The organism is Methylobacterium sp. Leaf125 (genome assembly GCF_001423085.1).
Classification (GTDB): domain Bacteria; phylum Pseudomonadota; class Alphaproteobacteria; order Rhizobiales; family Beijerinckiaceae; genus Methylobacterium.
Genome location: NZ_LMNU01000048.1, coordinates 197,296 through 218,695, shown reverse-complemented (window position 1 = coordinate 218,695; position 21,400 = coordinate 197,296). Strand labels below are relative to the sequence as shown.

The window sequence follows — 21,400 nt, the reverse complement described above, 5'->3', positions numbered from 1 at the left end:
GATGGCCGCCTTCGGCTTCCTCGACGTCGCGCCCCTGCGCGCGAGCCCGGGCTTCCGGCTGCTCTACGCGGCGCGGGCCGCCTCCTTCCTGGCCTTCGGGGTGCTCGGCGTCGCCGTCAGCCTGCAGACCTACGCGCTCACGGACTCGTCCCTGCAGGTGGCGCTGCTGAACGCCGCCGTGGCGGGGCCGATGGCCCTGTCGCTGATCGTCGGCGGCCGGCTCGCCGACCGCTTCGACCGACGCGCCGTGATGGTGTGGTCCCGGTCCGCGCATCTCGCCGCCATCCTGATCCTGATGGGCAACGCGGCGATGCCCGAGCCCGGAATCCTGCCGATCTTCGCCGCGGCCGTGGTGGGCGGGGCGACCTTCGGCTTCGGCATGCCGGCCCTGATGGCCGCGACCCCGGCCCTGGTCGGGCGCGAGCACCTGGCCGGGGCGGCCGCCCTCACCGCCGTGGCGGCCCAGGCCGGGGCCATCGCGGGGCCGTTCCTCGCCGGGGCAATCACGGCGCGGATGGGCCTGGTCGCCTGCTACGGATCGGTGGCGCTGGCCTCGGGCCTGACGCCCATCCTCCTCGCTCGGCTGCCGCGCCTGCCGCCGGAGCGGGGCGCGCCAATGGGCGACGCGTCGTCGGATCGGGCGGGAGGGCTCCGGTTCCTGCTGCGCTCGCCCCTGGTGCTCGGCCTCCTGCTCATCGACCTCGTCGCCCTGGTCTTCGCGGTGCCCTACGTGCTCCTGCCCGAACTCGCCGCCCGCGCCTTCCTGGGCGATGCCGACAGCCTCGGCCTCCTCTACGCCGCGCCCGCGGTGGGCGCCCTGGTCGGCGCCCTCGGCTCCGGCCGTGCCGGGGCGAGCCCCCGGGCGGGGCGCTGGCTGCTCGCCTGCGTGGCGGTCTGGGCCGGCGCCTGCCTCGCGCTCGGCCTCGTCGGCGGCCTCGTCCCGGCTCTCCTCGTCCTCGCCGTCCTGGGGGCCGCCGCGAGCCTCGCCGGCATCCTGCGCGCCGCCCTGATCCAGCGCGCCACGCCGGACGCGATGCTCGGCCGGGTCTCGAGCCTCTGGGTGCTGGAGGAGACCCTCGGCCCGGCGCTCGGCGGCATGCAGATGGGCACCAGCGCGCATCTCGCCTCCGTGCGCCTCGCCCTGGTGGCGGGCGGGGGGCTCTGCCTCGCGGCGACGGCCGGATTCGCCGCCTTCGTCCCGAGCCTCCGCCAGGCGAGCCTCGCGCCCGAGCGCGCCCCCAAGACCGGCCATGCCGGGCTGGTCCCCGCCGATGCGCGCTGAGGCTCGTCGCCGGATCGTCCTCGGATGGATCCTCGTTCTTCTCGCCGCGTCGCTGCCGGCGCGGGCGGACCCTGCGGAGCCACGCGTCGCCGCCCTCGACTGGGGCGCGGTGGAACTGCTGCTCGGCCTCGGCGTCGTGCCCGTCGGCGTGACCCAGCCGGAGGGCTACAACCGCACCGTCGTGGCGCCCGCCTTGCCGGCGGGTGTCACCGATCTGGGCCTCGTCGTGGAGCCGAATCTCGAGGTCCTGGCCCGCCTGAAGCCCGACCTCATCCTGGGCAACCCCCTCCAGGTCGCCAGTCAGGGCGACTTCCTCCGACGGATCGCGCCGACCGAGGCGGTCTCGATCTACGCCCAGGCCGGCACGCCCTACGCCCAGGCCCGGGCCGAAACCCGGCGCATCGCCGCGCTGATCGGGCGCGAGGCCGCCGCCGAGGCCCTGGAGACCCGCACCGCGACGCTGCTGGACACTCTCGCCGCCGTGGCCTGCCCCGGCGATCGACGACCGGTCTTCCTCGTCTGGATCGTCGATCACCGCAACGTGGTGGTCTACGGGCGCAACAGCCTGTTCCAGACGGTGCTCGACCGCCTCGGCCTCGCCAATGCGTGGACCGGGCCGACCAACGCCTACGGCTTCGCCGTGCTCGGCATCGAGCAACTCGCCGCCGGTCCGCCCGACGCCCGCATCGTCCATATCGGGCCGATCCGATCGGATGCCGCCCGTGCCCTGGCATCGAGCCGGCTCTGGCAGATGCTTCCGGCGGTGCGCGATCACCGGGTCACCGTGCTGCCGCCGGTCTGGTTCTACGGCGGCCTGCCGGCGATCGCGCGCTTTGCCGGGCTGATGGCGGAGCAACAGCGGGAGACGTGTCCGCGTGGCTGAGGCGCGCGCCATCGCGGGCGCCTCCGCGCGTCGCCCCTCCGGCACGGCGCTGCTCATCGGGGCCGTGAGCCTGGCGGCCACGCTCCTCACCCTGCGCAGCCTCACGGCGGACCTGCCCCTGGCGCGGGCCCTGTCCGCCCTGTGGAGCCCGGACTGGACCGACATCCATCAGGTCATCCTGCACGAGAGCCTCGCGCCCCGTCTTGCCACCGCCTGGCTCGCCGGCGCGGCGCTGGCCCTGTCCGGCACCGTGCTGCAGCAGGTCCTGCGCAATCCCCTGGCCTCGCCCTCGACCCTCGGCATCTCGGCCGGCGCGCAGCTGGCCCTGGCGCTCGCCTCCCTGTTCGCCCCGGGCCTGTTCGCGGAGGGGCACGAGGCGGTGGCGCTCGCAGGCGCCGGCCTCGCGGCCCTCGCGGTCTTCGCCCTCGGCCGCAGCCGGGGCTTCGCGCCTCTCGGGCTGCTGCTGGCCGGGCTCGTGATCGAGCTCACCTGCGGGGCGATCCAGACCCTCCTGGTCATCCTGCACCAGGAGCGCCTGTTCGGCCTGTTCGTCTGGGGGGCCGGGTCGCTGGCCATGAACGACTGGTCGGCCCCGGCCTACCTCGCGCCGCGCCTCGCGGTCGCCGCCGGGCTCGTGGCCCTGATGGCCCGGCCGCTCGCGCTCCTCGATCTCGACGAGACCAACGCGCGCAGCCTCGGGCTCGGCCTCGGGCCGGCCCGCCTCGGCGCCCTGGTGCTGGCGGTCGCTCTCGCCGGCTTCGTGGTGAGCGGCGTCGGCGTGATCGGCTTCGTCGGCTTCGCCGCGCCGATCCTGGTGCGGCTCACCGGCACCCGGCGCCTGCGCGACCGGCTGATCGCCGCGCCGCTCCTGGGCGGCGCCCTGCTCTGGCTGACCGATGCGGTGGTGCTGGCCCTCGGCCCCCTGGTCTCGCTGCCGACCGGCGCGTTCGCGGCCCTCCTCGGCGTGCCGCTGCTGCTCTGGCTGCTGCCCCGCCTGCGCGGGGTCGGGAGCCTCCATCACGCCGCCGAGGCGGCGGCGCGCGCGCCGAGACCCTGGCGCCGCATCGCGGCCTGGGGCGCGCTGCTGGCGCTCCTGTCCGTCGGCGCCCTGGTTCTCGGCCGACAAGAGGGCGGCTGGGTCGTCAGCCTCGGCGACGGGCTGGCCGAGGTGATGCCCTGGCGCTGGCCGCGCGTCGTCGCCTCGCTGGCCGCGGGCGCGACCCTGGCGCTGGCCGGCGCCCTGGTCCAGCGCCTCACCGGCAACCCCCTCGCCAGCCCGGAGGTCCTCGGCGTGAGCGCGGGAGCGGCGTTCGGGCTCATCGCCGTCAGCCTCCTCGTCGCCCTGCCGGACCGGGCGATGCTCCTCGGCGCGGGTGGGCTCGGCGCGCTCGCCACCCTCCTGGCGATCCTGACGCTCGCCCGGCGGGCCGCCCTCGCGCCGGAGCAGATGCTGCTCGCCGGCATCGCCCTCACCACGGGCTTCGGCGCGCTGCTCACCATCCTGATGATCAGCGGCGATCCGGCGGTGGTCATGCTGCGGGCCTGGACGGCGGGTTCCACGGCGCGGGTCGCATCCGGCGATGCCGTCGCGGCCGTGGTGCTCCTCGGGATCGGGGCGGCCTGCCTGCCCCTGGTGGTGCGCTGGCTCGACCTGATGCCGCTGGGGGACGCCACCGGGCGGGCCCTGGGGTTGAACCTGCGCGGAAGCCGCCTCGCGATCCTGACGCTGGCGGCCCTCCTCACGGCGGCCGGAACCCTCGTCGCCGGCCCCCTGAGTTTCGTCGGCCTGGTGGCGCCACAGGTGGCGCGGCTCGCCGGCCTGGCGCGGGCCGCACCCCACCTCGCGGGCTCCGCCCTCGTCGGCGCGCTGATCATGGTGGCGGCGGATTTCGTCGGCCGGATGGCCTTCTTCCCCGACCAGCTTCCGGCCGGCCTTGTCGCCGCTCTCGTGGGCGCGCCCTTCATGATGTGGCTGCTGGCCCGACGATAAGACTTGGTCTTTTTATTAATTACAAAGTGCAAATGTGCTAATTCAACAACGTCGTATTGAAATATGCGAAACAATCCCTGAGTCAGCTTGATCAATAGCCTTCCGCATGCGCACCCTGTCGGCGCAAGATAGGTTCACCTGCTTAGAATACCTCCAAAATTCGCGGAAGTGTTCGGCAAGTGCCGATTTGACGGATCTCGCTGATCCCGTCTGCTGCATGACGTCAAGATCGGCATCGGAAAGCATTCCCCATGATCCAGGTCGAACTCCGTCCCGCCTCCTCCAGGTCCGCGCGTCCCGGTCGCCGGATCGGCGCGGCGGGCGTTTCCGCCCTCGCGCTGGCGGCGACGGTGCCGGTCCTGGGGAGCGGCACGGCCCTGGCGCAGGGCACGGGCGGCACCGCCGCGGTGCAGCTCGACACCATCTCGGTGGCCGGTTCGGGGACCGGCATCCCGGCCGGCACCGCGAGCGCGCTGAAGGCGGCCACGTCCTACGTCGTCCCGACTTCGAGCACCGGCACCAAGACCGACACCCCCTTGCGCGAGGTGCCCCAGTCGATCTCGGTGGTCACGCAGAAGCAGATCGAGGATCGCGGGGTCCAGAACCTGGCCGACGCGCTGAGCTACAGCGCCGGCGTGGTCTCCTCGCCGCAGGGGCAGGACGGCCGGTTCGACCAGCTCATCATCCGGGGCTTCGACCAGACCCAGCGCGGCATCTACAAGGACGGCCTGCGCCTGCCCCAGACCAGCTTCTCGGGCTTCCCCATCGAGCCCTACGGCGTCGAGCGCATCGACGTCCTGCGTGGCCCGACCTCGGGGCTGTTCGGGCTCAACGATCCCGGCGGCCTCGTCAATTTCATCACCAAGAAGCCCCTTGCCGTACCGTATCGCGAGATCTTCGGGGGCTACGGCAGCTTCAACCGCAAGCAGTTCGGCTTCGACCTGAGCGGTCCGGTCAATCCCGAGAAGACGATCCTCTACCGCGTCACCGGCCTCCTGCGCGAGGGCGGCACGCAGGTGGATAATACGCCGCTGGACCGGATCTACATCGCCCCGGCGGTCACCTTCGCGCCCTCGGCCGATACGAGCCTGACGCTGCTCGGCAACTATCAGAAGGATCGCATTGGCGACACGTTCCGGTCCATTCCGCGCGACTACACCAACGGCAGCAATCCCTATCGGGCGCAGCTGCGCAGCCGCTTCCTCGGAGAGCCGAATTTTTCCCGCTTCCTCGCCGAGCACTTCGAGGGCGGGTACCAGTTCTCGCACCGGCTCGACGATTCCTGGACCGTGCGCCAGAACCTGCGCTACGCCCATGCCTCGACGGACTACAACACGGTCTACACCACCGACGGCAGCTCGACGGCGCCCAACATCCTGGGGCGCTCGGCGCAGACCTGGCTGGAGGAATACGGCGTCTTCACCGTCGACACGCAGCTCCAGAACGATTCCCAGTTCGGCCGTATCAAGAACACCGCCCTGGTGGGCGTCGACTACAGCAAGGTCAGCAACAAGAGCAATCAGTTCGGCGGTCCGACCGCGGCGCTCCTCGGCGCCGGCCCCCTCGTCGGTCCCCTCGACATCCTGAACCCGGTCTACGGCACCGGCGTCGCCACATTGCCGCAGACGCGGCTCGCGCGCATCGACCAAGAGCAGGTCGGACTCTACGCCCAGGACCAGGTCAAGTTCGACGACCGCTGGGTGCTCAGCCTCAACGGCCGCTACGACTGGGTGACGACGAAGACGACCGCCACCAACCCGCCGATCGACGCCGTGCGCCAGCAGCTCGACGCCTCCGGAATCTCCAACGCCATTCCCGCCGTCTTCGGCGCGAACCAGGATGCCCAGGCCTTCAGCGGCCGGGCCGGCCTGTCCTACCTCTTCGACAACGGCCTGACGCCCTACGTCTCGGCGGCGCGCTCCTTCAACGTGCTGCCGGTCTACGTCCAGCAGAGCACGACACAGACCATTCCGGATGTCGGCGTGATCCCGACCTCCTACAACATCCTCCCGCCCAAGCCCGAGCGCGGCGAGACCCTCGAGGCCGGCGTGAAGTTCCAGCCGCCGGGGGCCGCGAGCTCGATCCTGTTCTCGGTGTTCGACACCAAGAAGACCAACGCACTGACCTTCGACCCCACCGATCCGCTGCAGCAGGCGTTCTATCAGGTCGGCGAGATCTCGGTGAAGGGCTTCGAGACCGAGGCCACCATGGACCTGCTCGACGGGTTCAAGCTGATTTCCTCGGCGACCGTCCTGAGCGCCGAGGTCACGAAGGATGAGCCTCCCGCCGGAGCCCTGAGCGCGGTTGGCCGACGCCCCATCCAGGTGCCGAACTTCACCGCCGCCACCTGGGCCGACTACACCGTACAGGAGGGCCCGTTCCGCGGCCTCGGCCTCGGCGCCGGGTTCCGCTACGTCGGCGCCAGCTTCGGCGACGTCCAGAACACCATCCGGGTGCCGGACTACTTCCTGGTCGATGCGGCGGTGCGATACCAGTACGAGAACTGGCGCTTCCAGGTGGCCGCCAACAACCTCCTCGACCGCGTCTTCGTTGGCACCTGCTCGCAGCTGATCGGCTTCGTCGGCTGCAACTACGGCGAAGGCCGCCGCGTCACCGGAACCGTGAGCTATCGGTGGTGACCCGTCGACGATCGTCGAGCGCGGCCCGTCCAATCCCGGGAACGTGCCACGGCCGCTCCTCCGTGATGCGTCGATGGCGCGCCGTCACTCGACACGGACGAGATCCGGAATTTGGACGGCGAGCGCGTATGCGGCCTGGAAACGGGGAATCAGCGTTTCCGCCGGGAGGCGGCCACAGAAGTGACCTGACCGGCTGGCTTTGGACCGGGTTGATTGAGAGGATCAGCCAGGATTGAAGGAGCTGGGCATGAAGCGAGGTCAGAAGACGGGTGCGGAGCAGGTTGTGCTGAAGCTGCGCCAGATTGAGGTGCAGACGGCCCAGGGCAAGAGTTTGGCGCTGGCTTGCAAGGAGGCCGAGATTTCCGAGCAAAGCGACTATCGCTGGCGCAAGGAGTACGGCGGCCTGCAGATTGATCAGGCCCGTCGGCTGAAGGATCTGGAGCGCGAGAACGCGCGATTGCGCCGGCTCGTGGCTGTCTTATCGTTGGAGGGTCAGGTGCTGGCGGACGTCGCCGCGGGAAACTTGTAGCCCCGGAACGACGCCGGCAGGCAGTCGACGCGATCCAGGAGAAGTACGGCCTCTCGGAGCGCCACGCCTGCCGGATCGTCGGCCAGCACCGGGGCACGCAACGCTACGTGCCCACGGTACCGGCTGACGAGGATGCGCTGACCCGCGCCATCGTCGCCTTGGCGTCTTCGTCACGGACGCTATGGCTACCGCCGCGTCACCGCGCTGCTGCAGGCAGCGGGTTGGCAGGTGGGGAAAGACCGGGTTCAGCGGATCTGGCGTCGTGAGGGGCTCAAGGTTCCGCAAAAGCATCGGCCGCGAAGCCGGCTGTGGTTGAACGATGGCTCCTGCGTGCGGCTGCGGCCGCTCCATCGCCATCACGTCTGGAGCTTCGACTTCGTGCAGGGTCAGACCCATGACGGGCGAAGCCTGCGTATCCTGACGCTGATCGACGAGCACAATCGCGCCTGCCTGGCGCTCAAGGTCGCGAGGCGCATCAAGAGTCTGGGTGTGATCGAGGCGCTGGCCGATGCGATGTGCCTGCATGGCATCCCAGACAACATCCGCTGCGACAACGGCCCAGAGATGATCTCGAAGGCTTTGCGGAAGTGGGTCGCCAAAACCGGCCCGCAGATCCAGTCCATTGCACCAGGATCGCCGTGGGAGAATGGCTATTGTGAGAGCTTCAATCGCAAGCTGAAGGACGAGTGCCTACGCCAAGAAATCTTCTACTTGCTCAAAGAGGTACAGACCGTGATCGGGATTTGGCAGAATACCTACAAGCGCGTTCGACCGCATCCGTCCTTGGACTACCGGCCGCCCGCGCCTGTCACCTTCCCGGATCTAGCCTTCCGGCTACCCATGGCCGCCACCATGCAGTAGCCTCTCAATCAGCTCGGTCCAAAATACCGGTCAGGTCAGTCCCGCCCGCCAAATTCGTCCCGCCTGCCAGGTTCGCGCCGGTCAGCCGCGCTCGTTCAACATCGGGAATCCGCGCTGGTGCCAGACCGGATAAGCCGGGGGCACGTCGCTGGCCGCGTCGAGCCTGGCCACCTGTCCCGCCGAGAGGCTCCACCCCACCGCACCGATGTTCTCGATGAGCTGCTCCTCGTTGCGCGCCCCCACCACGATGCTGGACACCGTCGGGCGCTGGAGCAGCCAGTTCAGCGCGATCTGAGGCACGGTCTTGCCGGTCTCCGCGGCGACGCCGAGCAGCGCATCGACGATCCGGAACAGGCGCTCCGGCTCGTAGTGCGGTCCGGTCTCGGCGATGTCATGCGCCCGTGTGCCGGGCTTCGGCGGTTGATCGCGACGGATCTTGCCGGTCAGCTTCCCCCAGCCCAGGGGGCTCCAGATCACGGCGCCGACGCCCTGGTCGCGCCCGAGCGGCATCAGCTCCCACTCGTAGTCGCGGTTGAGCAGCGAGTAGTAGGCCTGGTGCGCCACGTGCCTCGGATAGCCGTATCGGTCCGAAACCGCGAGCGACTTCATCAGGTGCCAACCGGAGAAGTTCGAGGCGCCGATGTAGCGGACCTTGCCGGAGCGCACGATCTCGTCGAGCGTCGAGAGCGTCTCCTCCACCGGGGTGTTGTAGTCCTGCCCGTGCAGTTGCAGCAGGTCGATGTGCTCGACGCCCAGCCGTTTGAGGGCCTTGTCCACCGCGTCGACGAGATGCTGGCGGGACGAGCCGAAGCCGTTGGGATCGTCGCCCATCGGGAAGGTGGTCTTGGTCGAGATCAGCAGGCGGTCTCGCTTGCCCTTGATGGCGGCGCCCAGGATCTCCTCGGCCAACCCCTCCGAATAGACGTCGGCGCTGTCGAACATCGTCACGCCGTGGTCGAGGCAGACGTCGACGAGGCGAGAGGCACCGCCCGCGTCGGTCGACCCCCATGCCTTGAAGAAGTCGTTCCCCCCGCCGAAGGTCGCGGTGCCGAAGCTCAGGGCGGGGACACGAAGGCCCGAATGTCCGAGGCGTCTGACGTCCATGGTCGTTCTCCGTTTCGAGGGGGGCGCTTCGCCGGCGATCGGCGACCCGACCCGGGGCCTTGCCGACCGAAGGCGACATCCGGCCCGGCGGACCGGCGCATGTCCGGGGTGCGCGGTGGGATCGGGCCTGGCGCGGTTGGCCGTTCGAGGCGGACAACCCACCGTCGACCGGCCGGTTCACGCCGGTGCCGAAACGCCCATCGTGGCTTGCCAGGACGGCAATGACGTCGGCGAGGTCCTCGGGCTCGGCCCCGCGTCGGCCCGGACGACATCGTACGGCGTCGCATCAGGACGGCGATCGAAGCGCGGGACCGTTGGTATCTGCGAGGGAGGGGCTGCGCAGGTGCCACGCGGTGGCTGTTTGATAGGCATGCCCGATCCGCAATGCCATGGCCTCTTCGTAACCACGGCACGTGATCTGGAGGGAGAGCGGCAGGCCCGCCCCGGTGAAACCGTCGGGCAGGGCCAAGGCACAGAGATCCAGCAGGTTACCGAACCGGGTGAAGCGCGAGGGCAAGTGCCCCTCGTCGACCTCCGCGAGGGGAATGGCCACCGTCTCGGTGGTCGGCGTCAGCAGGGCGTCGAACCCCTCCATCGCGGCCAGGAACCGGCGCTGGAGATCGCGGCGCAGGGACTGGGTGGCGAGATAATCCTGCGCGGTCACGCCTGCCCCGGCCAGGATGCGGGCTCGGACGGCATCGCCGAGGGGGGCGTCCGGGTCCTCCGCAAGGCGGCCGTTGACGAAGTAGGCCTCGGCATTGGTCACCGCGCTGGCCTGGACGCTCATGAGCTCGGCGAAGCGGAACGGCAGGGCGATCTCCAACACCTCGGCACCGAGCCGTTCGAACTGCGCGAGGGCTGCGTCGTAGGCGCTCAGGACCTCGGGCGAGACCCCCTCGCGTTCCACCCTCGGCATGCGGGCGAGACGCAGTCCGCGCACGCCGCGCGTCAGTCCGGGCAGCGGATCGACCGGGTCGATGCCGCGCGTCGCGGGATCGAGGATGTCGGGTCCCGCGATCGCGCGATAGAGGAGCGCCACGTCGGCGACCGAGCGGCCCAGCGGCCCCGGCGTATCCAGGGTGGCGCTCAACGGCACGATCCCGTGGGTGCTGACGCGCCCGACCGTGACCTTGAGCCCGGTGAGCCCGCAGAACGAGGCGGGCAGGCGGACGGATCCGCCCGTGTCGGTGCCGATCCCCCAGGGTGCCATGCGGGCCGCGACGGAGACGCCGGTGCCGCTGCTCGATCCACCGGGGGTGCGGGCCACCGCGAGATCCCAGGGGTTCCGGGGCGTGCCGAGATGCGGGTTGGTGCCCCACCCGCCATAGGCGAACTCCACGGTGTGCGTCTTGCCCAGCACGATCATTCCCTGCCCGATCAGCCGTTGGGCGATGGTGGCCGTGGTGCGCGCCCGGCGGGCCCGGTGCGCGGCCGATCCCCCCATGGTGATCCGGCCGGCGAGGTCGATCAGGTCCTTGAGCACCACCGGTACCCCGTGCAGGGGACCGACGGCGTGACCGGAGCGGATCGCCCGGTCGGCGCCCTCGGCGGCGAGGCGCGCATCGTCGGCATAGACCTCCGTGAAGGCCTGCAGCGTCGTCTCATGGACGGCGATCCGGGCGAGGTGCGCCGCGACGGCGTCCACCGGCGACAGGCGACGGGCGGCGATCGCCTCGGCGAGGGAGAGGGCGTCGAGATGGGTCGGGTCGGACATGGAACGCCTACTGGACGCTGACGAGGGACAGGTCGAGGAACCACGATTGGGCCGGGATGAAACCCTTCACCCGTGGCGACATCGCGCGCGGATTGCGGTCGTGCACGACGTAGAGCCAGGGCGGGTCGTCCACGAGGCGCTCGTGCGCGGTGCGGGTCGCCGCGGCGATCACCGCCGGGTCGGTCGAGTCCGACAGGCGCTGGAGCGCGGCGTCGAAGGTCTCATCCTTCCAGTTGGGGAAGTTGAAGCCGCCCGGCGGAAAGCGATCGGAGGAGAAGTAGCGGGCCATGACGCCGGCATCGGAGGTGGGCGAACTCACGTTGAGCGCCATGGCACCCGAGAGGCTCGCGGCATCCGGCAGGGCGCGGGTGGCGTTCAGGAGCACCTGCCATTCCACCACCTCGAAGCGCACCTCGACGCCGCAGGACTGCTTCAGGTTCTCCTGCAGGAATTCGTTCATCGGCAGCGGCAGCATCTGGCCCGAGCCCGAGGTCGAGATCATCACCGGGAAGGCCAAGGGCTTCCGGGGTCCGTACCCGGCCTCGGCCAGGAGGGCCCGGCCCCGCTCCGGGTCGAAGCCGTAATGGTTCTGCGGCGCGCCGAAGCTCGGATCGTCGGCCTTCAGCCACCCGACCGCCGGCTCGGCCGTCCCGTTGAGGAAGCCGACGATCGCGTCGCGGTCCACGCAGTAGTTCAGCGCCTGCCGGATCCGCACATCGCGGAACGGGCTGTCCTTGGCGCCGATGTTGTAGAACCACGGCCAGACATGCGGGTAGGAGCCCGTGGTGACGGTGAAGCCCGCCGCCTTCAGCGAGGGAATCCCGTCGGCGGCCGGGACCTCGATCCAGTCGACCTGTCCCGAGCGCAGGGCGGCGATCCGGGCATTCGCCTCCGGGATCGGCATCAGCCGGATCCGGTCGACCTTCGCCCGGCGCGTGGCGTCCCAGTAGCCGTCGAACCGCGCCAGATCGACGGCCTCGCGCGGACTGACCCGCGTGATCCGGAACGGTCCCGTCCCGGCGGCCGGCAGCATCGCGGTCCCGGCCCAGGTGCGCCCGCCCTTCTCGAACGAGGACGGCGCAGTGAACAGCAGGTAGACCATCATGTAGGGGAAGTACGAGGCCGCGACGGTCGTCGTGACCGCGACCGTGCGCTCATCGACCTTGCGGTAGCCGGCGATGATCGGCACACGCGTCTTCGTGATGCCGGCGGCGGCCACCTCGTATTGCGGGCTGTCGGCCTTGAAGTAGCGGTCGAGATTCCACAGCACGGCATCGGCGGTGAAGGGCGTGCCGTCGTGGAACGCGACGCCGTCGCGCAGATGGAAGAGCCAGGTCCGCTTGTCCTCGGGCATTTGCTCCCAGCGCTCGGCCAATCCGGGCTTGAGGGTCGCGGGCCGGTCGCTGCGCGTGAGGTCCCACTGCACCAGCGGCTCGAAGACCGGATAGCCGAGGAAACGCAGGCCTTCGAAGCCGTTGTTCGGCATCCCCGTGGTGGTGGGGATGTCGGTCGCCGTCATGGCGATACGCAACGCGCTCTCGGCCTGCGCGACGGACGTGCAGGCCCCGATCCCCGCGGCGATGAGCGCCGCCCGCTTTCGACCCATCATCGTGTCGGACCTCGTGTTTCCGTGGCGGAGCGTGGGCAGACCATCAGGTGCGCGAGGACGGTGCGTAGAAAGGCTGGCGCGGGGCGTCAGGCAGGTAGCCGTCGTAGAAGGCCTTGACGTGGGGCGTGACGGCGAGCCCGAGCTCCCGCCGGGCGACCTCTTCCGGGGTCCGCGGCCGGCCGAGGGTTTCGGCGATCTCGGCGAGCACGGCATCGCGGTCGACCCGGGTGAAGCGGCCGTCGGCGTAGACGATCTGCCCGTCGACGAAGACCGCATCGACGGCTCCCGTCTTGGCGCGCTGCATCAGCGCGTCGAGGATCGGGATGTCGGTGTCCTGGTAGGGATAGGTCGCCTTGTCGTAGTCGATCAGCACCGCGTCGAAGAAGCGGCCCGGATCGAGCCGGCCGATGCTCTGGCCGAAGGCGGTGGTCTTGGCGCCGTGCTCGGTCGCCATCCGCAGGACCTGCGGGCACGTGGGCACGTCGTCGTCCATGCCGGGGGTGCGGTGCGCGCGCAGGACGAGGCGCAGTTCCTGGAGCATATCCCGGTCCTCGTTGATGCCCGCCTCGTCGAGGCCCATCCCGACGGTCATGCCCTTGGCCTCGTAGAGGTTGAGGGGCGCCACGCCGGAGCGCAGGCGGAAGTTCGACGAGCAGTTGTGGCAGATGCAGGTGCCGGTCTCGGCGGCGATGTCGGCATCCTCCGCCGTCAGCCAGACGCCGTGCCCGAGGGTCAGGTGCGGCCCGAGCACGCCGAGGTCGTGCAGGTGCCGCACGGCGGTCTTGCCGGTCCGGCGCCGGGCATATTCCTTCTGATAGGCGGTCTCGAGAAGGTGCATGTGCATGGGCACGCCGTGCTTGCGCGCGGTGGCATCGAGGGTCTGCAGCGCCTCGTCGCTGCACCAGTGCAGGTTGGCCGGAGCCAGCTGGATCCGGGTGAGGCGCTCGCCCTCGTTCTCCGCCGTCAGGGTCTCGAACAGGGTCATGAAATCCGCGAAGGGCATCGACTGCGCCTTGAGATGCGCCATCAGCTGCCCGGCGACGGGCTGGGGCAGGCGTTCGCAGAAGGCTTCGTCGGCCTCGTAGACGAGGCGGTTCTGCTCGCGCACGGCGTAGCAGTAGGAGGCGCGCATTCCGATCTTGCGATAGGCGCCGAGCACCTGCGAGGCCGCGCCGTGGACCTGCTCGTAGCCGCCCGCCATCCAGCCGTGGATGTGCTGCACGGTGGTGACGCCGGAGGCGAGCATCTCGAAGGCGGAATAAAGGGTGTCGAGTTCGTGGTCGACCCGCTTGGCGGCGATGCGCGTGGCGAACCAGAGTTCCAGGGCGTGGTCGGGCGAGCCGAGTTGCAGGGGGGTGAGCCCGACATGGTGATGGCTGTTGACGAAGCCCGGCAGCATCACGTGGCGCGGGTAACGATGCACGGTCGCGTCCGGTGCCGTGGCGCGCAAGGCCGCCGGATCGCCGACCGCGACGAGGACGCCGTCGCGCACCAATACGGCGGCGTTGTCGTGGATGATCGGGGTATGCCGGTCCTGCACGCCCGTGATGATGGTGCGGGCCTCGACGATGATCTCGGTCATGCTGATCCTTCAGGTGGTTGAGAACGATGGCGGCGGACGAGGACGGCGCTCAGCGCGCCTCCTGCTCCGCGAAGGCCCGGTCGACCTCGTCGGCGAGGAGTTCGCCGAAGCGGTCGCGCAGGTCGTGGAAGCGCGGGTCGCGGGGATTGCGCGGGCGGGGCAGATCCACCGGTACGATGGTCTTCACCCGGCCGGGACGGGCGGTGAACACCACAACCCGATCGGCCAGCGCGACCGCCTCGTCGATGGAATGCGTGACGAGGACGATCGAGGCACCGCTGTCGCGCCAGATCTGCAGCAGGAAATCCTGCATCTTGGCGCGGGTCTGGACGTCGAGGGCCGCGAAGGGCTCGTCCATCATGAGGACCTTCGGGCGCATGGCGAGGGCCCGGGCGCAGGCGGCGCGCTGGCGCATGCCCCCGGAGAGCTCGTCCGGCTTCTTGTCCATCATGTCGGCGAGGCCGACCCGCCGCAGCATCTCGGCGGCAATCTCCCGGCGCTTCAGCTTCTGGACCGCGCCGATGGAGAGGCCGAAGGCGACGTTGTCGAGGATCGTCAGCCAGGGGAACAGCGAGGCGTCCTGGAAGATCAGGCCGCGCTCGGCCGCCGGCCCCGTGATCGGCAGGCCGTCAGCTTCCATCGTGCCGGCGCTCGCCGGCTCCAGCCCGGCGATCATGTAGAGCAACGTCGACTTCCCGCAGCCGGAGGGGCCGAGGAAGACCACGAACTCGCCGGGGGCGATGTCGAGGTCGACGTCGCGCAGAGCCTGGACGGGGCCGCGTCCGGCCGGCGTCCAGGTCTTGCCGACACCCGACAGGTGCACGGCCGGGCGGCGGAGCGAGGGGGTCGGGACCGGAGCGTTCATCGACCGCCTCCCTGGGGTGCGATCCACCACAGCATCCGGGCCTGGATCTGGCGCAGGGCCCAGTCGAAGCTGAAGCCGAGCAGGCCGATGATCGCCATGGTGAAGAAACTGAGGCGGGCGTTGAAGGTCGAGCGGGCGAGCGAGACGATCTGCCCGAGGCCGCTGCCGACGCCCACCGCCTCCGCGATCAGCACCACCATCCAGGCGGCGAACAGGTTGAGGCGCAGGGTCATGAACAGCCCCGGCAGGATCGCCGGCAGCACCACGCGGAAGAAGGTCTGGCGGGTATCCGCCCCCATGATGCGGGCGACGTTGAGGTAGGTGACCGGCACCGCTGCGATCTGGGTGCTCGTCGTCAGCGCGATGGCGAAGAACAGGGTGATGAAGACGAGGAAGATCGCCGGCACGTCGCCGATTCCGAAGACGAAGATCGCCACCGGCAGCCAGGCCACCGGCGAGATCGGCGCCAGCAGGAGCACCGTGGGCAGGACGAGGTTGCGGAACAGCCGGACATAGTGGAGCAGCGCGCCCACCAGGACGCCGCCGACGAAGCCGAGGACGAGCCCGACCGTGACCCGCATGGTCGTCCACCCGATGGTGGCGAGGAGCGGCATCACGCCCCCGCCCTCGCTGCGGCTGCCGATCCGGTTGGACCGGTCGAAATACTTCAGGGTCGCGGGCAGGTCGGCGAGGAACAGGTGCGGGGGCGGCAGGAGCAGGGGGTTCAGGAACCCCAGGGCCCAGAGGGCCTCCCACAGGCCGGCGAACAGGCCGAGCGAGGCGAGGCTCCAGCCGAGGGTCGCCAGACCTGCGCGCAGGCGCGGGTATCGCGGGGGAGCGAAGGGCCGCCCCTGTCCCGGAGCCGCCTGCGCGGATTGTGCAGAAACCGGCGCCACTGCGCCGAGGGGAACGTCCGTCGCGGCCATGAGGCTGCCTTTCGGAAGATCGGGAATCGGGTCCGGGAGACGCGGGGTCCGTCAGGCCGATTTCAGCTTCAGCCCGTCATAGAGCGGCCGGTTCTCGGCGATGACCTGCTCCAACAGGCTCCAGTCGAAGGCATCGGGTCCGGGCGCCTTCTTGACGTAGCCCATCTCCTTCATCGACTGCCCGCGGGCGATGATGAAGTCGGTCTGGTTGCGCTGATCCGTGCAGACGGGTTGCTTGGCGGAGGCGTCGACCGCGGCTTCCATGGTGGTCTTGTAGTAGTTGCCGACGGTGTCCTTCAGCGCCGCGGCGCGATCGGATTCGATCTGCGACTGCGCGGTGAACAGGGCCTTGATCACCGCCCGTACGGTGGCGGGGCTCTTCTCGATCAGCGGCGTCCGGGCCGCGAGGACGCAATCGGAATAGCCGGCGCCGTAGACATCGGTTCCGTCCGAGAGGAGCGTGGCGCCCTTGCGCGACTGCAGGCACTGCGTGGCGTAGGGCTCGATATGGCAGATCGCATCGACCGCGCCGGCGATGAAGGCCTGGGCCAGCTCCGGTGAGGTATCGAGGTAGCGTACGTCGAGGTCCTGGAAGGTCAGTCCGGCCTTCTTGAGGTAGTCGAACGGCAGGACCTCGAGGGTGTCGGCCTGGAAGGTGCCGAGGGTCTTGCCCCTCAGGTCGGCCGCGGACCGGATGCCTTCGCGCGCCACGATCATGCAGCCCTGGACACCGCCGCCGGCGACGATCTTCACCGGGGCACCGGCGTCGTACAGGGTCATGAAGTTCGAGTAGGGGATCATCGACATGTCGACGAGCCCGGCACCGAACATGGTCGTGATCTCGGCGTTCGAGGGCGTCACCACGAAATCCAGGCTGACCCCGTCGCCCTCGGTCAGTTTGCGCTCATGGGCGAGGAACATGCCGAGGTTGCAGAAGCCGGACCCGTGGGTCGCCTTGACGGTGGTCATCGCGCCCGCCGCGGCGGCCGGTGCGACCAGGGCCGCGAGATGGGCCGGCAGCGCGATGGCCGCGCCGGCCGATCCCGCTGCGCGGAGCAGGCCACGCCGGGAGAAGCGTTGAAAGAACAGACCGTCACGTTCGCACATGATGCTCTCCGATCCCGCAGAGGGCGATGACACCGCGACCGTTCGGTCTGCCGGACGCAGGGCTGCATCGAGGAGGGCATGATGCAGTCGGACCGGGCAGCACCGTCCAGGACGGGCATCGTCGGATGGGCACGCCAACCCATGAGAGCCGGTGGCTCTGCGCTGCGCGCCACCTCATGCAAGGCACGCGCCAAGCCGCCTATGCAGGCCGTTCACCGTCCTATCCGTTCGCGCCATGGAAGATCAATCACGAGAAAAACCAATCCAGAAGGCGCTCAGAGGCGCGTATCAGGCAAGCATTCGCGTTTTGAATCTGATTCATATTGGACGACATCGCCCTCTTGTACGGTCGCTTACGGGTGCCGGCGATCGATTCAGCGATCGCAGCGGGGTCCGGCGACGGAGCGAGCCGGCGACGGCGCCGTCCCATCGGCAGGCCGGGCAGGGCATCCCGGCCGGCGCATTGCCTCGCCATCGATTTTTCCGCAAGCGAACGGCATTCTCCGCGAGGGCGGACCGGAGCGCATCCACCGATGGAAGACCGTTTTGAGATTGCCGTCGTCGGCCTCGGCGCCATGGGCAGCGCGGCCCTCTACCAGTTGGGCTTGCGCGGGGCGAAGGCGGTCGGCCTCGATCGCTTCGCCCCGCCGCATAGCTCGGGGTCGAGCCACGGCGAGAGCCGCATCACCCGGCAGGCCGTCGGCGAGGGCCGCGATTACGTCCCCTTCGTCCTGGCCTCGCACCGAATCTGGCGGAGCCTGGAAGCGGAGACCGGCGAAACGCTGCTGACGGCCTGCGGCGCGCTCGTGATGGGGCCGGGCAGCGGTGTTTCCTCGCATCACGGGAAGCCGGATTTCGTCGGGCGCTCGATCGATGCCGCGCGGGCTTTCGCGATCCCGCACGAGGTTCTCGACGGGCGCGAGGTGGCGCGCCGCTTCCCCCAGTTCCGCCATCTCGGCGGCGACGAGAAGGCCTATTACGAGCCCGGCGGCGGCTACGTCCGGCCCGAGCGCTGCATCGCCGCGCAGCTCCACCGAGCCGGCGCGCTCGGGGCCCAGATCCGCACCGGGACGACGGTGCGATCGATCCGCCAGGAGCCGGGCGGGGTCCGCATCGAGACCGATCGCGGCCTCGTCCAGGCCGATCAGGTGGTGGTCGCCGCCGGAGCCTGGACCGCGCCCCTGCTCGGCGCGCCCTTCACGGACCTGCTCACCGTCAACCGCCAGCTGCTGCACTGGTACGCCCTCGACGACGCCTCGGCCTACGGGCCCGATGCGCCGGTCTTCATCTGGATGCACGGTTCCGGCGACACAGACTACCTCTACGGCTTCCCGCCCCTGCCGGGAGAGACCGAGGTGAAGGTCGCCACCGAGCAGTACGCGACATCGACGCAGGCCGAGACCCTCGACCGCGTCGTGAGCCCCGCGGAATCCGCCGCGATGCACCGACACCACGTGGCGGGCCGGCTCGCCGGCGCATCGGCGCGGGTGACCCGGGCCGCCGCCTGCCTCTACACCGTGACGCCCGACCGGGGCTTCATCATCGATCGCCACCCGCGGATGGACCGGGTCCTCGTCGTGTCGGCCTGCTCCGGGCACGGCTTCAAGCACTCGGCCGGAATCGGCGAGGCCGTGGCCGAGGAGATGCTGCAGGGCGGCGGGCGCATCGCTCTCGCACCCTATGCGCTCGCGCGGTTCGGCTGATCCCCACAGCCATGGCCTGTCGATTGCTTGACCCGATCGGACCCGTAAGGGCAGTCTCCCCGAAGAGCGCACGTCGAGCCCCGGTCTCGTCTCCGGTCGAGCCGGATGTGCTCAGCAGAAGGTATCCTTCCATGCGCAAGCCGACTTCGACGTTTCTCGGCGCTGGTCTGCTCGCGGCGGCCACCGTGCTGTCCGCGTCCCTGGCGACGGCGGCGGATGGGATCGAGGCGATCAAGCAGCGCGGAACCCTCATCGTCGGCGTGAAGGCGGATTACCGGCCCTTCGGCTTCCGCGATCCGAGCGGGGCGATCATCGGGCTCGAGCCGGACCTGGCCGCCGACGTCGCCAAGCGCCTCGGCGTGAAGCTCGAGCTCGTGCCGGTGGTCTCCTCCAACCGCATCGAGTTCCTGCAGCAGGGCAAGGTCGACCTCCTCATCGCCACGCTCTCAGACAAGCCGGAGCGCCGCCGCGTGGTGCAGGCCATCGACCCGCAATACTATTCCGACTTCGTCAACGTGATGCTGCCCAAGAAAGCCGGCATCACGGACTGGGCGCAGCTGAAAGGCAAGCCCCTCTGCGCCACCTCGGGCGCCTGGTACAACAAGGACGTGGCCCGGACCTACGGTGCGGAGATCGTCGCCTTCGACGGCTCCGAGAAGCCGCTCTTCGCGCTCAAGCAGGGCAATTGTCTCGGCTACGTCTACGACCAGAGCATGCTTCAGGGGAAACTCCTCGACGCCGACTGGAAGGCGGATTACGGGCTGCCGCTGAAGGGCATCCTCGACGCCCCCTGGATGATGGCGGTGGCGCTCGGCAACGGCGCGCTGCAGGGCCTCCTGGAGACGACGACCAAGGAGTGGATGAAGTCCGGCTTCATCGTCGAGGAGGAGAAGAAGTGGGGCATCGAGCCGACGGAATACTCGAAGGCGATGCACGAAAAGTACAAGAACGCGACCAACTGAACCGCGCCGGGCCGAACGACCGGCCATCTCGAGGAGCACGATGGACGCCGTTCCGAACTGGTTCCGGGGCCTCTACGAGACCACGGGCTACAACTTCACGGTCTTCTACGACCCCTATGACTGGGACCGCTACGTCAACGGCTTGAAGACCACCCTGCTGCTCGCGGTGACGACGATCCTGGCGAGCCTCGTCATCGGCGCCGTGGGAGCGCTTCTGCAGGGCGGTCCCTCCCGGTTCCTGCGCGGCCTCGTCAACGGCTTCGTCGTCGTGTTCCGCAATACGCCGCCGCTGGTGCAGATCTTCTTCTTCTACTTCGGGCTCGGCACCCTGCTGCCGGCCACCCAGACCGCCGACGGCCTGCGGGTGCCGCTCCTCGACAACGTGCAATGGGCCATCGTCGCGCTGGCCCTGTTCGCCGGGGCCTTCAACGTCGAGATCTTCCGTTCGGGCATCGAGGCGGTACCGCGCACCACCGTCGAGGCGGCCGAGTCCCTCGGCTACACCCGGCTCAAGGCCTACCTCTACGTCGTGCTGCCGCTCGCCCTCCGGGTCTGCCTGCCGGCCCTCAACAACAACCTGATCAATCTCCTGAAGACCACCACCCTGGCCTACGCCATCGCGGTGCCGGAGACGCTCTACGCGGTGAAGCAGATCTGGTCGGAATCGCAGAACGTGCTGGAAATGATGATCGTCCTGCTGGCGACCTACGCCGTCCTCGTCGGCGTCCTGGTCTGGCTGATGCACCGCTGGGAGCGGGCCCTGCGAATCCCGGGTTACAGCCGGTGAGGCCACGGCCGTCGACCGCGGGCGACCTGCCGGTCCTGCTGCCGTTCCGGGTCTCGCGCACCCGGGCCCGGTTCACCCTCGGCCCGGTGCGGGCCTGGCTCCTCGGAGCGTGGCTCGCCGGCCTCGTCCTCGTGATGCCGGCCCTCGCCCAGGGGCCCGACGCAGTGCTGTCGCCGCTCCAGGTGATCCTGCGCTGGGCACCGCTGCTGCTCACGGGCTTTGCCTTCAACGTCGCGATCTCGCTGGTGGCGATGCTCCTCGGGACGGGGGCGGGCGTCGGGCTGGGCCTCGCCCTGGTCAGCGAGGGGCCGATCCTGCGCCGCGTCGCCTGGGGCCTGACGCAGTTCTTCCGCAACGTGCCCTGGCTGGTGCTGCTGTTCTTCGTGATGTTTCTCGTACCGTTCCAGGTCACGGTGTTCGGGTTGCGCGTGCCGCTGCCCGACTGGATCAAGGCGACGGTCGGATTCGCGCTGCCGGTGATGGCCAACGTCGCCGAGATCGTGCGCGGCGCCGTGCGCTCCGTTCCGGCCACCCAGTGGGAGGCGGCCGAATCCCTGGCCTTCACCCGGCGCCAGACGCTGTTCCGCATCATCCTGCCGCAATGCCTCAAGCGGATGTTGCCCCCCTGGATGAACGTCTACGCCTTGATCGCCATGGCCACCGTCCAGGCCTCCATCGTGGGCGTCACCGAGATGCTGACGCTGACGGCGCAGGTCCACGCGGCGGAAGGGGGCAGGCCCGAACTGTTCGCACCGCTCTACGGCTTCGCCCTGCTGTGCTTCTTCCTCTACTGCTACCCGATCGACCGGCTGACCGCGCGCCTGGAGCGGCGGTTCGAGACGGCGTGAGGCCTCCCT

Annotated in this window: 15 protein-coding genes and 1 pseudogene; 9 read left to right on the top strand and 7 right to left on the bottom strand. The window is 69.7% G+C overall.

Annotated elements, in window-relative coordinates; all coding sequences use genetic code 11:
- Position 1: 1 nt before the first annotated feature.
- The 5 genes and pseudogenes from ASF58_RS23925 to ASF58_RS23900 all read left to right on the top strand — a co-directional run bounded on the left by ASF58_RS23925 (position 2) and on the right by ASF58_RS23900 (position 8,184).
- Positions 2–1,282: an MFS transporter gene (locus ASF58_RS23925; protein ID WP_055958715.1), complete on the top strand. Its 1,281-nt coding sequence runs from the start codon at positions 2–4 to the stop codon at positions 1,280–1,282.
- The gene (locus ASF58_RS23920; RefSeq protein ID WP_055958816.1) at positions 1,272–2,165 is read left to right on the top strand and encodes an ABC transporter substrate-binding protein; all 894 of its coding nucleotides are present in this window, start codon (positions 1,272–1,274) and stop codon (positions 2,163–2,165) included. The genes ASF58_RS23925 and ASF58_RS23920 overlap by 11 nt, the downstream gene beginning before the upstream one ends.
- Complete coding sequence (fhuB, locus tag ASF58_RS23915; protein ID WP_055958712.1) at positions 2,158–4,155, top strand: Fe(3+)-hydroxamate ABC transporter permease FhuB; 1,998 nt, start codon at positions 2,158–2,160, stop codon at positions 4,153–4,155. The genes ASF58_RS23920 and fhuB overlap by 8 nt, the downstream gene beginning before the upstream one ends.
- 251 nt (positions 4,156–4,406) lie before the next feature.
- Entirely contained in the window at positions 4,407–6,794 is a 2,388-nt protein-coding gene (locus ASF58_RS23910; protein ID WP_055958708.1) for a TonB-dependent siderophore receptor, read from the top strand.
- Positions 6,795–7,041: 247 nt separating this feature from the next.
- A pseudogene (locus ASF58_RS23900) lies at positions 7,042–8,184 on the top strand (IS3 family transposase).
- A gap of 81 nt (positions 8,185–8,265) precedes the next feature.
- Here ASF58_RS23900 and ASF58_RS23895 read toward each other — a convergent pair.
- From ASF58_RS23895 to ASF58_RS23865, 7 genes are all read right to left on the bottom strand, one after another.
- On the bottom strand, positions 8,266–9,288 hold the full coding sequence (locus tag ASF58_RS23895; protein ID WP_055958705.1) for an aldo/keto reductase: 1,023 nt from the start codon (positions 9,286–9,288) through the stop codon (positions 8,266–8,268).
- A gap of 286 nt (positions 9,289–9,574) precedes the next feature.
- The gene (locus ASF58_RS23890; RefSeq protein ID WP_055958702.1) at positions 9,575–11,002 is read right to left on the bottom strand and encodes an amidase; all 1,428 of its coding nucleotides are present in this window, start codon (positions 11,000–11,002) and stop codon (positions 9,575–9,577) included.
- Between the two features lie 7 nt (positions 11,003–11,009).
- The gene (locus tag ASF58_RS23885) at positions 11,010–12,611 is read right to left on the bottom strand and encodes an ABC transporter substrate-binding protein (RefSeq protein WP_055958699.1); all 1,602 of its coding nucleotides are present in this window, start codon (positions 12,609–12,611) and stop codon (positions 11,010–11,012) included.
- A 43-nt stretch (positions 12,612–12,654) separates the two neighbouring features.
- The gene (locus ASF58_RS23880) at positions 12,655–14,193 is read right to left on the bottom strand and encodes an amidohydrolase family protein (protein WP_055958697.1); all 1,539 of its coding nucleotides are present in this window, start codon (positions 14,191–14,193) and stop codon (positions 12,655–12,657) included.
- Positions 14,194–14,242: 49 nt separating this feature from the next.
- Positions 14,243–15,058 (bottom strand): ABC transporter ATP-binding protein, encoded by an 816-nt coding sequence (locus tag ASF58_RS23875; protein ID WP_055958694.1) that lies wholly within the window; start codon positions 15,056–15,058, stop codon positions 14,243–14,245.
- Complete coding sequence (locus ASF58_RS23870) at positions 15,055–15,984, bottom strand: ABC transporter permease subunit (protein WP_055958690.1); 930 nt, start codon at positions 15,982–15,984, stop codon at positions 15,055–15,057. The genes ASF58_RS23875 and ASF58_RS23870 overlap by 4 nt, the downstream gene beginning before the upstream one ends.
- Before the next feature lie 51 nt (positions 15,985–16,035).
- Positions 16,036–17,091 (bottom strand): ABC transporter substrate-binding protein, encoded by a 1,056-nt coding sequence (locus tag ASF58_RS23865; protein ID WP_055958688.1) that lies wholly within the window; start codon positions 17,089–17,091, stop codon positions 16,036–16,038.
- A 533-nt stretch (positions 17,092–17,624) separates the two neighbouring features.
- On the opposite strand from ASF58_RS23865, the gene solA reads away from it, so the two are divergent.
- From solA to ASF58_RS23845, 4 genes are all read left to right on the top strand, one after another.
- A complete protein-coding gene (gene solA / locus ASF58_RS23860) occupies positions 17,625–18,794 on the top strand; it encodes an N-methyl-L-tryptophan oxidase (RefSeq protein ID WP_055958684.1) in 1,170 nt (389 codons plus the stop codon).
- Between the two features lie 131 nt (positions 18,795–18,925).
- On the top strand, positions 18,926–19,756 hold the full coding sequence (locus ASF58_RS23855; protein WP_055958681.1) for a transporter substrate-binding domain-containing protein: 831 nt from the start codon (positions 18,926–18,928) through the stop codon (positions 19,754–19,756).
- Positions 19,757–19,796: 40 nt separating this feature from the next.
- The gene (locus tag ASF58_RS23850) at positions 19,797–20,543 is read left to right on the top strand and encodes an amino acid ABC transporter permease (protein WP_055958678.1); all 747 of its coding nucleotides are present in this window, start codon (positions 19,797–19,799) and stop codon (positions 20,541–20,543) included.
- Positions 20,540–21,391, top strand: coding sequence for an amino acid ABC transporter permease (locus ASF58_RS23845; protein ID WP_055958675.1), 852 nt, complete (start codon positions 20,540–20,542; stop codon positions 21,389–21,391). Before ASF58_RS23850 ends, ASF58_RS23845 begins: the two co-directional genes overlap by 4 nt.
- Positions 21,392–21,400 lie beyond the last annotated feature (9 nt).

Bases quoted from the DNA above. Each gene is read 5' to 3' on its own strand.
- ASF58_RS23855 (WP_055958681.1), top strand. From the start codon at position 18,926: ATGCGCAAGCCGACTTCGACGTTTCTCGGCGCTGGTCTGCTCGCGGCG.
- ASF58_RS23890 (WP_055958702.1), bottom strand. From the start codon at position 11,002: ATGTCCGACCCGACCCATCTCGACGCCCTCTCCCTCGCCGAGGCGATC.
- ASF58_RS23870 (WP_055958690.1), bottom strand. From the start codon at position 15,984: ATGGCCGCGACGGACGTTCCCCTCGGCGCAGTGGCGCCGGTTTCTGCA.
- ASF58_RS23910 (WP_055958708.1), top strand. From the start codon at position 4,407: ATGATCCAGGTCGAACTCCGTCCCGCCTCCTCCAGGTCCGCGCGTCCC.
- ASF58_RS23885 (WP_055958699.1), bottom strand. From the start codon at position 12,611: ATGATGGGTCGAAAGCGGGCGGCGCTCATCGCCGCGGGGATCGGGGCC.
- ASF58_RS23880 (WP_055958697.1), bottom strand. From the start codon at position 14,193: ATGACCGAGATCATCGTCGAGGCCCGCACCATCATCACGGGCGTGCAG.
- ASF58_RS23895 (WP_055958705.1), bottom strand. From the start codon at position 9,288: ATGGACGTCAGACGCCTCGGACATTCGGGCCTTCGTGTCCCCGCCCTG.
- ASF58_RS23865 (WP_055958688.1), bottom strand. From the start codon at position 17,091: ATGTGCGAACGTGACGGTCTGTTCTTTCAACGCTTCTCCCGGCGTGGC.
- ASF58_RS23850 (WP_055958678.1), top strand. From the start codon at position 19,797: ATGGACGCCGTTCCGAACTGGTTCCGGGGCCTCTACGAGACCACGGGC.
- ASF58_RS23925 (WP_055958715.1), top strand. From the start codon at position 2: ATGGCCGCCTTCGGCTTCCTCGACGTCGCGCCCCTGCGCGCGAGCCCG.
- ASF58_RS23875 (WP_055958694.1), bottom strand. From the start codon at position 15,058: ATGAACGCTCCGGTCCCGACCCCCTCGCTCCGCCGCCCGGCCGTGCAC.
- ASF58_RS23920 (WP_055958816.1), top strand. From the start codon at position 1,272: ATGCGCGCTGAGGCTCGTCGCCGGATCGTCCTCGGATGGATCCTCGTT.
- solA (WP_055958684.1), top strand. From the start codon at position 17,625: ATGGAAGACCGTTTTGAGATTGCCGTCGTCGGCCTCGGCGCCATGGGC.